The organism is Enterobacter cloacae complex sp. S3 (assembly GCF_014930495.1).
GTDB lineage: Bacteria > Pseudomonadota > Gammaproteobacteria > Enterobacterales > Enterobacteriaceae > Enterobacter > Enterobacter asburiae_B.
The window spans coordinates 439-12,203 of the sequence record NZ_JADBRD010000032.1; the positions used below are offsets into that span (position 1 = coordinate 439).

Annotated in this window: 11 protein-coding genes; 3 read left to right on the forward strand and 8 right to left on the reverse strand. The window is 56.2% G+C overall.

Going from position 1 to position 11,765, the window contains the following annotated elements; translation table 11 throughout:
* Positions 1 to 240: 240 nt before the first annotated feature.
* Together nadA and pnuC are read left to right on the forward strand one after the other, a co-directional pair.
* Positions 241 to 1,284 (forward strand): quinolinate synthase NadA, encoded by a 1,044-nt coding sequence (nadA, locus tag IM317_RS18285; protein ID WP_033144956.1) that lies wholly within the window; start codon positions 241 to 243, stop codon positions 1,282 to 1,284.
* A gap of 22 nt (positions 1,285 to 1,306) precedes the next feature.
* The gene (gene pnuC, locus IM317_RS18290; protein ID WP_033144957.1) at positions 1,307 to 2,026 is read left to right on the forward strand and encodes a nicotinamide riboside transporter PnuC; all 720 of its coding nucleotides are present in this window, start codon (positions 1,307 to 1,309) and stop codon (positions 2,024 to 2,026) included.
* Here the strand turns inward: pnuC and zitB are convergent.
* Both zitB and IM317_RS18300 read right to left on the reverse strand, forming a co-directional pair.
* Complete coding sequence (zitB, locus tag IM317_RS18295; RefSeq protein ID WP_033144958.1) at positions 2,023 to 2,961, reverse strand: CDF family zinc transporter ZitB; 939 nt, start codon at positions 2,959 to 2,961, stop codon at positions 2,023 to 2,025. The genes pnuC and zitB overlap by 4 nt on opposite strands.
* A 105-nt stretch (positions 2,962 to 3,066) precedes the next feature.
* The gene (locus tag IM317_RS18300) at positions 3,067 to 3,447 is read right to left on the reverse strand and encodes a protein YbgS (RefSeq protein ID WP_032661161.1); all 381 of its coding nucleotides are present in this window, start codon (positions 3,445 to 3,447) and stop codon (positions 3,067 to 3,069) included.
* Between the two features lie 304 nt (positions 3,448 to 3,751).
* Here IM317_RS18300 and aroG point away from each other — a divergent pair, with 304 nt between their 5' ends.
* Positions 3,752 to 4,804, forward strand: coding sequence for a 3-deoxy-7-phosphoheptulonate synthase AroG (gene aroG / locus IM317_RS18305; RefSeq protein WP_024908788.1), 1,053 nt, complete (start codon positions 3,752 to 3,754; stop codon positions 4,802 to 4,804).
* 62 nt (positions 4,805 to 4,866) lie between these two features.
* Here the strand turns inward: aroG and gpmA are convergent, their stop codons facing one another.
* The 6 genes from gpmA to modF form a co-directional block, all read right to left on the reverse strand.
* On the reverse strand, positions 4,867 to 5,619 hold the full coding sequence (gpmA, locus tag IM317_RS18310; RefSeq protein WP_033144959.1) for a 2,3-diphosphoglycerate-dependent phosphoglycerate mutase: 753 nt from the start codon (positions 5,617 to 5,619) through the stop codon (positions 4,867 to 4,869).
* 206 nt (positions 5,620 to 5,825) lie between these two features.
* The gene (gene galM / locus IM317_RS18315) at positions 5,826 to 6,866 is read right to left on the reverse strand and encodes a galactose-1-epimerase (RefSeq protein ID WP_033144960.1); all 1,041 of its coding nucleotides are present in this window, start codon (positions 6,864 to 6,866) and stop codon (positions 5,826 to 5,828) included.
* Complete coding sequence (gene galK / locus IM317_RS18320) at positions 6,860 to 8,008, reverse strand: galactokinase (RefSeq protein ID WP_033144961.1); 1,149 nt, start codon at positions 8,006 to 8,008, stop codon at positions 6,860 to 6,862. Before galK ends, galM begins: the two co-directional genes overlap by 7 nt.
* Positions 8,009 to 8,013: 5 nt before the next feature.
* Positions 8,014 to 9,060 (reverse strand): galactose-1-phosphate uridylyltransferase, encoded by a 1,047-nt coding sequence (gene galT, locus IM317_RS18325; protein ID WP_033144962.1) that lies wholly within the window; start codon positions 9,058 to 9,060, stop codon positions 8,014 to 8,016.
* 9 nt (positions 9,061 to 9,069) lie between these two features.
* Positions 9,070 to 10,086, reverse strand: a complete 1,017-nt coding sequence (gene galE, locus IM317_RS18330) for a UDP-glucose 4-epimerase GalE (protein WP_023334950.1) — start codon at positions 10,084 to 10,086, stop codon at positions 9,070 to 9,072.
* A gap of 201 nt (positions 10,087 to 10,287) precedes the next feature.
* On the reverse strand, positions 10,288 to 11,760 hold the full coding sequence (modF, locus tag IM317_RS18335; protein WP_033144963.1) for a molybdate ABC transporter ATP-binding protein ModF: 1,473 nt from the start codon (positions 11,758 to 11,760) through the stop codon (positions 10,288 to 10,290).
* Positions 11,761 to 11,765 lie beyond the last annotated feature (5 nt).

An 11,765-nucleotide genomic window follows, 5' to 3' on the forward strand; every position in this document is an offset into this window, starting at 1 on the left:
ATCCTGCACGACCCACCAGTGTAGAAAGGCGCCCTAAAGGCGCCTTTTTGCTATCTGCCGTCTGTGCAGGTCGGGCAAGGCGAATCCGCCAGCCGACAAATGCTATCCGCACCTATTTCCGGTGACTTTTCCTCTCATATTCGCTATCTTGTTTAGTATACAAAACACAATTGCCATGCGTTTTGCTATGTCATGCAAAAGAAAGGCAATATTGTTAAGCCCGTAAAACGAGAAGCCATAATGAGTGTGATGTTTGATCCTGAAGCCGCAATCTATCCGTTTCCGCCAAAGCCTGTCCCGCTGAGCCAGGACGAAAAGCAATTCTACCGTGAGAAGATCAAACGTCTTCTCAAAGAACGAGATGCGGTGATGGTGGCCCATTACTACACCGACCCGGAAATTCAGCAGCTGGCGGAAGAGACCGGGGGCTGTATTTCTGACTCACTGGAGATGGCACGCTTCGGTGCAAAACATCCTGCTTCCACGCTGCTGGTTGCTGGCGTGCGTTTTATGGGCGAAACGGCAAAGATCCTGAGCCCTGAAAAAACCATTCTGATGCCGACGCTTAATGCGGAGTGTTCACTGGATCTCGGCTGCCCGATTGACGAATTCACGGCCTTCTGTGACGCCCACCCCGACCGGACCGTGGTGGTTTACGCCAACACCTCTGCGGCGGTAAAAGCGCGGGCAGACTGGGTTGTCACCTCCAGCATCGCCGTTGAGCTGATTGAACATCTGGATAGCCTGGGCGAGAAAATTATCTGGGCGCCTGACCGCCATCTTGGAAATTATGTCCAGAAGCAGACGGGGGCTGACGTTCTCTGCTGGCAGGGTGCCTGCATTGTGCACGACGAATTCAAAACTCAGGCGCTGGCGCGCATGAAGGCACTTTATCCTGACGCCGCGATTCTTGTTCACCCTGAATCACCGCAGTCGATTGTCGACATGGCGGACGCCGTGGGCTCAACCAGCCAGCTTATCAACGCGGCCAGAACGCTGCCTAACAGACAGCTCATTGTGGCAACCGATCGCGGTATCTTCTACAAGATGCAGCAGGCCGTGCCGGAGAAAGAGCTCCTTGAAGCGCCAACGGCAGGTGAGGGCGCAACGTGCCGCAGCTGTGCGCATTGCCCGTGGATGGCGATGAACGGCCTGAAGGCCATTGCCGAAGGGCTAGAGACGAGCGGGGCAGCACATGAAATCCATGTGGATGCCGCCCTGCGTGAAGGTGCGTTAATTCCGCTTAACCGCATGCTGGATTTTGCGGCTACACTACGTACTTAATTCAAAACGCCCCGGGGAAAAGATGGATTTTTTTAGCACGCAGAACATTCTGGTTCATATACCGATTGGTGCAGGTGGCTATGACCTGTCATGGATTGAGGCCATTGGCACGCTGGCGGGATTACTCTGTATCTGGCTGGCAAGCCTGGAGAAGATCAGCAACTACGCGTTCGGGCTGATTAACGTTACGCTGTTTGCGATTATCTTCTTCCAGATCCAGCTGTACGCCAGCCTGCTTTTGCAGCTGTTCTTCTTCGCCGCCAATATTTACGGCTGGTACGCGTGGTCGCGTCAGAACAGCCAGCAGGAGGCAGAACTGCAGATCCGCTGGCTTCCATTGCCGAAAGCCATCGCCTGGTTTGTCGCCTGCGTGGTCGCCATTGGTTTAATGACCGTCTATATCAACCCGGTGTTTGCGTTCCTGACCCGCGTTGCCGTTTCGGTCATGTCCGGTTTCGGCCTGAACGTGACGATGCCCGAGCTCCAGCCGGATGCCTTCCCGTTCTGGGATTCCTGCATGATGGTGCTGTCGATTGCGGCGATGATCCTGATGACCCGTAAATACGTTGAGAACTGGCTGCTGTGGGTCATCATCAACGTGATCAGCGTGGCAATCTTCGCCCTGCAGGGCGTCTATGCGATGTCGATGGAATATCTGCTGCTGACCTTCATCGCGCTGAACGGCAGCCGGATGTGGATTAAGAGCGCGCGTGAGCGGGGTTCTCACGCGCTTTCCAGCTAGTGGTGATGCTGATGTGAATGTCCGGACTGCGCCTCGTTAAGGTGGCAGTCCGGCCCGTTACAGGGCTGATACTCCATCTGGATGGTGGCGTGGCCAATTTCGTAGTGATGTTCAAGAAAATGCTGGATGCGTTCAAGCAGCGCATCGTGGTCGTGAGGCGGGATCACCTGAACGTGCAGCGTCATGACCGGTTTTTCCCCCACCAGCCAGACGTGCACGTGATGAACATTGCGGACTTCCGGGACTGAACGGCGCAGGTTGCGCTTCAGCTCGTCAATATCCATAGATGCCGGTGCCCCTTCAAGCAGTTCATTCACGCTCTCCTTCAGCAATCGCCAGGCGCTGCGCAAGACCAGACACGACACCAGCACGGACAGAATCGGATCGACAGGCGTCCAGCCGGTGTAGAGGATCACCAGCGCGGCGACAATCGCCCCGACTGAGCCGAGCAAATCACCCAGAACATGCAGAGCCGCAGCGCGCACGTTGAGGTTCTTTTCCCCGCTGCCGCGGTGCAAAATCCAGAAGGCGAGGATATTCGCCAGCAGCCCCGCCACGGCAATCACCATCATTGTCGCCCCGGCGATCGGCTGCGGGTGTCTGAATCGCTGTACGGCCTCCCAGACGATAAGAACGGTAATGACCACCAGCGCAATAGCGTTAACAAACGCGGCGAGGGTTGTCAGCCTCAGCCAGCCGAAGGTATGGCGCGCATTGGGAGGACGACGCGCAAACTGCACCGCCAGCAGGGCGAAGAGCAGCGCTGCGGCATCGGTCAGCATGTGTCCGGCATCGGCCAGTAGCGCCAGAGAGCCGGAAATCAGGCCGCCAATGACCTCGATAATCATAAACGTTGCGGTAACGCCAAAGGCCAGCATCAGTCGTTTAGCGTTGTCGTTGCCGGGAGAGGGTGAATGGGAATGGGAGTGAGCCATGTCTGCTTTCCTGATATGTTATTGTTTTTAGTGTAGCGTTTTTAATAGGTTACTCCAAAAAGAAAGGAGAGCCAGAGCTCTCCTTTTTCTTACCGAACACCCCCGTTACTGGGTGGTGCCATCGGTTTTGGTATTCGCATCGTTCCCTACTTTGTCATTAGGGTCAGGGCATTTGCCGTCCTTGCACATTGAGTTCTTATGAACCTCGTCCGAGCTCATATTGTCATGATTCATGGTGCCGGAACCGCTGCCGTTGGGATGCAGCATGGTGCCGCCGGTGTTGGTGTTGCCGGTATTAATCTGGCTGTTGTCGACATTATTCGGGGCGATATTCTGTTTCGCATCAGGTGCGGGCTGGCCTGCTGCCGCAGCGGCATTCGCATCACCGTTGCTGTCTGATGTGCCCGTTTCCGCGGCCAGGACGCTGCCGCTTGCCAGAGTAAGTGTGGCGGTCAGGAAGAGGGTTGCCAGTTTTGTCATTTTCATCATGGTGCTCCTGTTCTTGTCGTTACGCTGGATAACATTCTCCAACAGTGCATCTTTTTCTGAGGCGAAAGATTCCGCCTTACGGACTTACGTCAGTAGGGAATCGCGTTTAAGCGTGTAAAATTGGTTGTTACAGTTAAAAAGCTTAGGTTAGATCTCGTTTTTCGCTATTTTGTGGCGATTTTTAGGCGAATTCCAGGAATTATCTGCGTGAAGTGTAAAACCGTGTTTACACTTCCTGGTCGACAAGATAGATTGAAAGGATTGCTTTCATTACAAAAGATATGGCAGAGCTGGAAAGAAAATGAATTATCAGAACGACGATTTACGCATTAAAGAGATCAATGAGTTATTACCTCCTGTAGCGCTCCTTGAGAAATTCCCCGCCACTGAAAATGCCGCAAACACGGTTTCTCATGCTCGTAAAGCGATCCATAAGATCCTGAAAGGTAATGACGATCGTCTTCTGGTGGTGATTGGTCCGTGCTCCATTCACGATCCTGCAGCTGCGAAAGAGTACGCTGCCCGTCTGCTCACCCTCCGTGAAGAGCTGAAGGACGAGCTGGAAATCGTGATGCGTGTCTATTTTGAAAAACCGCGTACCACCGTGGGCTGGAAAGGGCTGATTAACGATCCGCATATGGACAACAGCTTCCAGATCAACGACGGTCTGCGCATTGCGCGCAAGCTGCTGCTGGAGATCAACGACAGCGGCCTGCCTGCGGCCGGTGAATTCCTCGACATGATTACGCCACAATATCTGGCAGACCTGATGAGCTGGGGCGCAATTGGTGCCCGCACAACCGAATCTCAGGTTCACCGCGAGCTGGCGTCCGGTCTTTCTTGCCCGGTGGGTTTCAAAAACGGCACTGACGGCACCATTAAGGTGGCTATCGACGCCATCAACGCAGCAGGCGCGCCGCACTGCTTCCTGTCCGTGACCAAATGGGGCCATTCCGCCATCGTTAACACCAGCGGTAACGGTGACTGCCATATCATTCTGCGCGGCGGCAAAGAGCCAAACTACAGTGCGAAACACGTGGCGGAAGTGAAGGTCGGGCTGGAAAAAGCCGGGCTGCCACCGCAGGTGATGATCGATTTCAGCCATGCCAACTCCAGCAAGCAGTTTAAAAAGCAGATGGAAGTGGGTGCAGACGTCTGCCAGCAGATTGCCGGCGGTGAGAAGGCGGTGATTGGGGTAATGATCGAAAGCCATCTGGTTGAAGGTAACCAGAACCTGGAAGGCAGCGAGCCGCTGGTGTATGGCAAAAGCGTCACCGATGCCTGCATTGGCTGGGACGATACCGATACCATCCTGCGTCAGCTGGCGAATGCGGTAAAAGCGCGCCGCGGCTGAATTCTCAGGCACAAATAAAAAAGCGCGGAAGGCTCCGCGCTTTTTTTTATGCCTTGCGAAAGTTACTTCGCTTTACCCTGGTTCGCGACAGCCGCTGCTTTCGCCGCGATCTCTTCTGCGTTACCCAGATAGTAGTGTTTGATTGGCTTGAAGTTTTCGTCGAACTCATACACCAGCGGTACGCCGGTTGGGATGTTCAGTTCGAGGATTTCGTCTTCACCCATGTTGTCCAGGTATTTCACCAGCGCACGCAGGGAGTTACCGTGAGCAGCGACAATCACGCGCTCGCCGCTTTTCAGGCGTGGCAGAATGGTTTCGTTCCAGTAAGGCACAACGCGGTCGATGGTCAGCGCCAGGCTTTCGGTGGTTGGCAGCTCAGCGTCGGTCAGCTTCGCGTAGCGCGGGTCGTGGCCCGGGTAACGCTCGTCATCTTTGGTCAGTTCTGGTGGAGTGATTGCGAAGCCGCGACGCCACTGTTTAACCTGCTCATCGCCATATTTCTCAGCGGTTTCCGCTTTGTTCAGGCCCTGCAGCGCACCGTAGTGACGTTCGTTCAGTTTCCAGGACTTCTCAACCGGCAGCCAGGCCTGATCCAGTTCGTCCAGCACGTTCCACAGGGTGTGGATGGCACGTTTCAGCACAGAGGTGTAAGCAAAATCAAAGCTGAAGCCTTCTTCCTTCAGCAGTTTACCCGCTGCTTTTGCTTCGCTTACGCCTTTCTCAGACAGATCAACGTCGTACCAACCGGTAAAGCGGTTTTCGTTGTTCCACTGGCTTTCGCCGTGACGCACCAGGACCAGCTTAGTTATAGCCATCTCTTACTCCTCAAGCATTTTTAGAATGATAACAATTCTCATTATATTGCCGTGGCTGTGCCACCAGCAACGCTTAACCCTAACCATAGCGAAAATAGTCTCTGAGTGTAAGATGCTTGTGAATCCAGGGTTATGATTTTGTCTGCGATCGGCGCTATTTTCAGCAAGGCGCGCAGAAAAAAGCCCTCCGGAGGGAGGGCTGGATATTAATGTGGAATAAAATGATATTCCGTCACGCTCACGTACTCTTTACCCGGACGCAGCACGCAGTCTGGCTGCGGCCATTCCGGATGGTTCGGGCTGTCCGGCAGGAACTCGCTCTCCAGCGCCAGGCCTTGCCAGTCGCTGTACTCATCGTGTTCGCGCGCCGTCGTCCCGCCGAGGTAGTTGCCTGAGTAAAACTGCAGTGCAGGGGCTGTGGTATAAACCGTCATCTGCAGTTTCTCATCCGCAGACCAGACCTGCGCGGCAGGCTGTTTCACATCGCCTTTGGCCTGGAGCAGGAAAGCGTGATCGTAGCCTTTCACCTTGCGCTGATCGTCATCACTCATGAAATCCTGGGCGATGGACTTCGCGCTGCGGAAGTCAAAGCTGGTGCCGCTCACGTCTTTAAGGCCCTGATACGGAATGCCCATCTCGTCAACCGGCAGATACGCATCCGCCAGGATCTGCAGCTTGTGCTCACGCACGTCGCACTGGTTACCGTCCAGATTAAAGTACGCGTGGTTGGTCAGATTGACCGGACACGGCTTATCGACCGTCGCACGGTATTCGATGGCGATACGGTTGTCGTCGGTCAGCGTAAAGCGCGCGGACGCGACAAGGTTCCCCGGGAAGCCCTGATCGCCATCAGGCGAATCCAGCGAGAACAGCACTTCGCCATCGTTTTGACGAACAATCTTCCAGCGGCGTTTATCAAACCCGTCCGGTCCGCCGTGCAGCTGGTTCTCACCCTGGCTTGGAAGCAGGGTGTACTGCACGCCGTCGAGTTCAAAACGGCTCTTCGCGATGCGGTTAGCATAGCGACCAACGGACGCGCCCAGATAGGCGGACTGATTGATGTACTGCTCAGGCGAGGCGCAGCCGAGCAGGGTCTCGCGCACGCTGCCGTCCGGCATCGGTACGCGGGCAGAAAGAAGGGTTGCCCCCCAGTCCATCACCGTAACGACCATCCCCGCGCTGTTGCGCAGGGTTAACAGGCGATACGGCAGACCATCCGGTGCAAGGGTAGGTGTTTCGTTTAGCACTGTCCGGCTCCTTGTGATGCTTTACAAACATAGAAGGTTTCTTTGATGCCCGTTTTTGCTTCGTACTGCTTCGCCACGGCATCCTGTACGGCAGGGACCAGCTCTTCTGGCACCAGCGCAACGATGCAGCCGCCAAAACCGCCGCCCGTCATGCGCACGCCGCCTTTGTCGCCGATAGTGGCTTTAACGATGTCCACCAGGGTGTCGATCTGCGGAACGGTGATTTCAAAATCATCGCGCATGGAGGCGTGAGATTCCGCCATCAGCTCACCCATGCGTTTCAGGTCACCTTTCGCCAGCGCGGACGCGGCTTCAACGGTACGGGCATTTTCCGTCAGCACGTGACGAACGCGTTTGGCGACAATCGGATCCAGCTCGTGCGCCACTTTGTTAAATTCATTGAGCGTCACGTCGCGCAGGGCAGGCTGCTGGAAGAAGCGGGCGCCGGTTTCGCACTGCTGGCGGCGGGTGTTGTATTCGCTGCCCACCAGCGTGCGCTTAAAGTTGCTGTTGACGATCACCACAGCCGCGCCTTTCGGCAGGGGAACGGCTTTGGTTCCCAGCGAGCGGCAATCAATTAACAGGGCATGCTCTTTTTTGCCCAGCGCGGAGATCAGCTGGTCCATAATGCCGCAGTTACAGCCCACGAACTGGTTTTCTGCTTCCTGACCGTTCAGGGCGATTTGCGCGCCGTCCAGCGGCAGATGATAAAGCTGCTGGAATACGGTACCAACCGCGACTTCCAGCGACGCAGAGGAGCTTAAGCCCGCACCCTGCGGCACGTTGCCGCTGATAACTAAATCCGCACCGCCAAAGTTCTTGTTGCGCTTCTGAAGGTGTTTCACCACGCCGCGCACGTAGTTAGACCACTGCTGGCTGTCGTGCGTCACAATCGGGGCATCGAGGGAAAACTCGTCCGTCTCATTACCGTAATCCGCCGCAATCACGCGAACTTTACGGTCGTCGCGCTTCGCACAGCTGATGACGGTCTGGTAATCAATGGCGCACGGCAGCACGAATCCGTCGTTATAGTCGGTGTGTTCACCGATCAGGTTAACGCGGCCTGGCGCCTGGATAACGTGGGTGGCAGGGTAGCCAAATTTCTCAGCAAACAGGGATTGGGTTTTATCTTTCAGACTCATTTTTTTTAGACTCCTGATTCGCGATAGTGGACGTCGCTAACGGCACGCAGACGTTCTGCCGCCTGTTCCGCCGTCAGGTCACGCTGGGTTTCCGCCAGCATTTCATAGCCCACCATGAATTTACGTACCGTCGCAGAGCGCAGCAGCGGCGGATAGAAATGGGCGTGCAGCTGCCAGTGTTGATTCTCTTCGTCGTTAAACGGGGCGCCGTGCCAGCCCATGGAGTACGGGAAAGAGCACTGGAAGAGGTTGTCGTAACGGCTCGTGAGCTTTTTCAGCGCCAGGGCAAGGTCGTCGCGCTGCGCGTCGCTAAGATCGGTGATGCGCTGCACGTGCGCTTTCGGCAGCAGCAGCGTTTCAAACGGCCAGGCGGCCCAGTAGGGGACGACGGCCAGCCAGTGTTCGGTTTCCACCACGGTGCGGCTGCCGTCGGCCAGCTCGCGCTGGGTGTAGTCCACCAGCATCGGCGAACCGTTTTCAGCAAAATACGCTTTCTGCAGACGGTCTTCACGCTCGGCTTCGTTAGGCAGGAAGCTGTTCGCCCAGATCTGGCCGTGCGGGTGCGGGTTAGAGCAGCCCATGGCCGCGCCTTTGTTTTCGAACACCTGCACCCACGGATAGCTCTGCCCCAGCTCTGCGGTTTGCGCCTGCCAGGTGCTGACGACCTCTTTCAGCGCGTCCACGCTCAGCTCCGGCAGCGTTTTGCTGTGATCCGGCGAGAAGCAGATCACGCGGCTGGTTCCGCGCGCGCTTTCGCAGCGCATCAGCGGATCGTGGCTTTGCGGCGCGTCCGGCGTGTCGGTCATCAGCGCGGCAAAATCGTTGGTGAACACGAAGGTGCCTTTGTAGTCCGGGTTTTTATCCCCGGTGACGCGCGTGTTGCCCGGACAGAGGAAGCAGTCCGGGTCGTGCTGTGGCAGCGTCTGTTTTGCAGGCGTCTCCTGCGCGCCCTGCCAGGGGCGCTTGGCGCGATGCGGAGAAACCAAAATCCATTGCCCGCTTAACGGGTTAAAACGACGATGCGGATGATCGACGGGGTTAAATTGCGTCATGACGGATCCTTAGTCCGGATAGCCTTGCGGGTGGCGTGACTGCCAGTGCCAGGTATCCTGTGCCATTTCATCAAGCGTGCGCGTCACACGCCAGTTAAGCTCTTTGTCGGCTTTGGTGGCATCGGCCCAGTAAGCAGGCAGGTCGCCATCACGACGCGGAGCGAAGTGATAGTTCACCGGCTTGCCGCAGGCTTTGCTGAAGGCGTTAACCACGTCCAGCACGCTGCTGCCGACCCCGGCGCCGAGGTTGTAAATATGCACGCCCGGTTTGTTGGCCAGCTGCTGCATGGCCGCAACGTGACCGTCGGCCAGATCCATCACGTGGATGTAGTCGCGCACGCCGGTACCGTCTTCGGTCGGATAGTCATTGCCAAAAATCGCCAGCGAGTCGCGGCGACCCACGGCAACCTGGGCGATATACGGCATCAGGTTGTTCGGGATGCCCTGCGGATCTTCCCCCATATCGCCTGACGGATGCGCGCCGACCGGGTTGAAGTAGCGCAGTAAGGCGATGCTCCACTCCGGCTGTGCTTTTTGCAGGTCGGTCAGGATCTGTTCCACCATCAGCTTGCTTTTGCCGTACGGGCTTTGCGGTGTACCGGTCGGGAAGCTTTCAACGTAAGGGATTTTGGGCTGATCGCCGTAGACGGTGGCGGAGGAGCTAAAGATGAAGTTTTTGACGTTCGCCGCGCGCATGGCGGAGATGAGACGCAGAGTACCGTTGACGTTATTGTCGTAATACTCGAGCGGCTTCGCAACGGATTCACCGACCGCTTTCAGACCCGCGAAGTGGATCACCGCTTCGATGGCATGGTCGTGAAGGATCTCGGTCATCAGCGCTTCGTTGCGGATGTCGCCTTCCACGAAAGTCGGTTGTTTACCGCCAAGGCGTTCAATCACCGGCAGCACGCTGCGCTTACTGTTGCACAGGTTGTCGAGGATGATGACGTCGTGACCGTTTTGCAGCAGTTGCACGCAGGTATGACTACCTATGTAACCGCTACCACCTGTTACCAGAACTCGCATATTTCGCTCCATTGGGCTTATGGTATGTAATAACCATAGCATAACAGAGACGCAAAAAGTGTGACATGGGATAAAATAGTGGAATCGTTTACACTCGTTTTCACACTCGCTTTTTCAATGACTGAGTGCATTCTAGATCAAAGAGATAGCCATGTATTGATGCAAGTTATCTGAAAAAGAGGAGGGCAGAGCCCTCCACGGTTAATCGACGTTACTGAGAAGGTAGCGATAACCCTCACCGTCCGGCACAAACTCCAGGCGATGCGTGATGCAGGCGGGGGCATCTTCGGCATGATGTGAAACGAACAGCAGCTGCGTTTCACCTTCGCTAATCAGCACGTCCACAAAGCGGCGGATAAGCTGGCGATTCAGCGGATCGAGTCCCTGCAGCGGTTCGTCGAGGATCAGAAGCGTAGGGTGTTTCACCAGCGCGCGAACGATCAGGGCCAGACGCTGCTGTCCCCACGACAGACTATGAAACGGTGCGTCAGCGACCCGGTTGTCCATGCCCAGGATATCCAGCCACTGCTGGGCGAGCTTGTGTTGTTTGTCAGACACCGCCTGATAAATACCGATGGAATCAAAATACCCGGAAAGGATCGCGTTGCGTACCGTGGTACTGACCCGGTAATCCAGATGCAGGCTGCTGCTGACGTAGCCGATATGTTTTTTAATATCCCAGATGGTTTCGCCGCTGCCGCGACGCCGACCAAACAGCGTCAGATCGTTGCTATAGCCCTGCGGGTGATCGCCGGTTATCAGGCTCAGCAGCGTGGATTTTCCCGCGCCGTTAGGTCCGACGATCTGCCAGTGCTCGCCGGGATTGACCGTCCAGCTAAGACGGTTAAGGATCGGGCGATCGTCATAAGAGACCATCCCATCCCGCAGCACGATGCGTGGCTGGTGGGGATCGAGCGCATGGCGGGCCGAAGGGGCGTCAGGTTCCGGAAGCGTAATTCCGTCGAGTTGTTCACTGTGCGCGAGCTGGGCAATGAGCGCCTGCTTGAGAAGCGCTGTTTTTTCACCGGTCTCGGTCAGGTTACAGTCGGCCAGTACGCCCGCGTGCTGAATAAAATCCGGAATTTCATCGAAGCGGTTAAGCACCAAAACCAGGGTATATTCCTGCTGATTAAGCGACTCCAGCAGGGCCGCCAGCTGCGCACGGGACTGCACGTCAAGGCCGTCAAAGGGTTCGTCGAGGATAAGCAGCTCGGGCTCGCTCATCAGCGCCTGGCAAAGCAGCGTTTTTCGCGTCTCGCCGGTTGAAAGGTATTTAAAGCGCCGGTTGAGCAGGGCGGTGATGCCGAACCGTTCTGCCAGACGCTGACAGCGGGCGGGATCTTTCACCTCATCCTGAATAATTTCCGCCGTCGTACGGCCGGTATCTTCTTCGCCAGGGCTGAGTAAATCAGTGTTATTGCGCTGCCACTCGTCGCTTACCAGCTTTTGCAATTGTTCAAATGACAGGCGCGTCAGGCGCGTAAAGTCGCCCTGGCATTCGCCCTTGAGGAGGGGGAGCTCGCCGGCCAGCGCGCGGGCCAGCGCGGATTTACCGCTGCCGTTAGTGCCGACAAACGCCCAGCTTTCACCCGCGCGTATCGTCAAATCAGCAATCGTCAGCGTTCGGGTATCGCTAAGACGAAACGTGCCTTGCGAAATATGCAATGATAACATGGTTT

Excerpts from the sequence above, each read along its gene's own strand:
- nadA (WP_033144956.1), top strand. The coding sequence starts at position 241 with ATGAGTGTGATGTTTGATCCTGAAGCCGCAATCTATCCGTTTCCGCCA.
- pnuC (WP_033144957.1), top strand. The coding sequence starts at position 1,307 with ATGGATTTTTTTAGCACGCAGAACATTCTGGTTCATATACCGATTGGT.
- zitB (WP_033144958.1), bottom strand. The coding sequence starts at position 2,961 with ATGGCTCACTCCCATTCCCATTCACCCTCTCCCGGCAACGACAACGCT.
- IM317_RS18300 (WP_032661161.1), bottom strand. The coding sequence starts at position 3,447 with ATGAAAATGACAAAACTGGCAACCCTCTTCCTGACCGCCACACTTACT.
- aroG (WP_024908788.1), top strand. The coding sequence starts at position 3,752 with ATGAATTATCAGAACGACGATTTACGCATTAAAGAGATCAATGAGTTA.
- gpmA (WP_033144959.1), bottom strand. The coding sequence starts at position 5,619 with ATGGCTATAACTAAGCTGGTCCTGGTGCGTCACGGCGAAAGCCAGTGG.
- galK (WP_033144961.1), bottom strand. The coding sequence starts at position 8,008 with ATGAGTCTGAAAGATAAAACCCAATCCCTGTTTGCTGAGAAATTTGGC.
- galT (WP_033144962.1), bottom strand. The coding sequence starts at position 9,060 with ATGACGCAATTTAACCCCGTCGATCATCCGCATCGTCGTTTTAACCCG.
- galE (WP_023334950.1), bottom strand. The coding sequence starts at position 10,086 with ATGCGAGTTCTGGTAACAGGTGGTAGCGGTTACATAGGTAGTCATACC.
- modF (WP_033144963.1), bottom strand. The coding sequence starts at position 11,760 with ATGTTATCATTGCATATTTCGCAAGGCACGTTTCGTCTTAGCGATACC.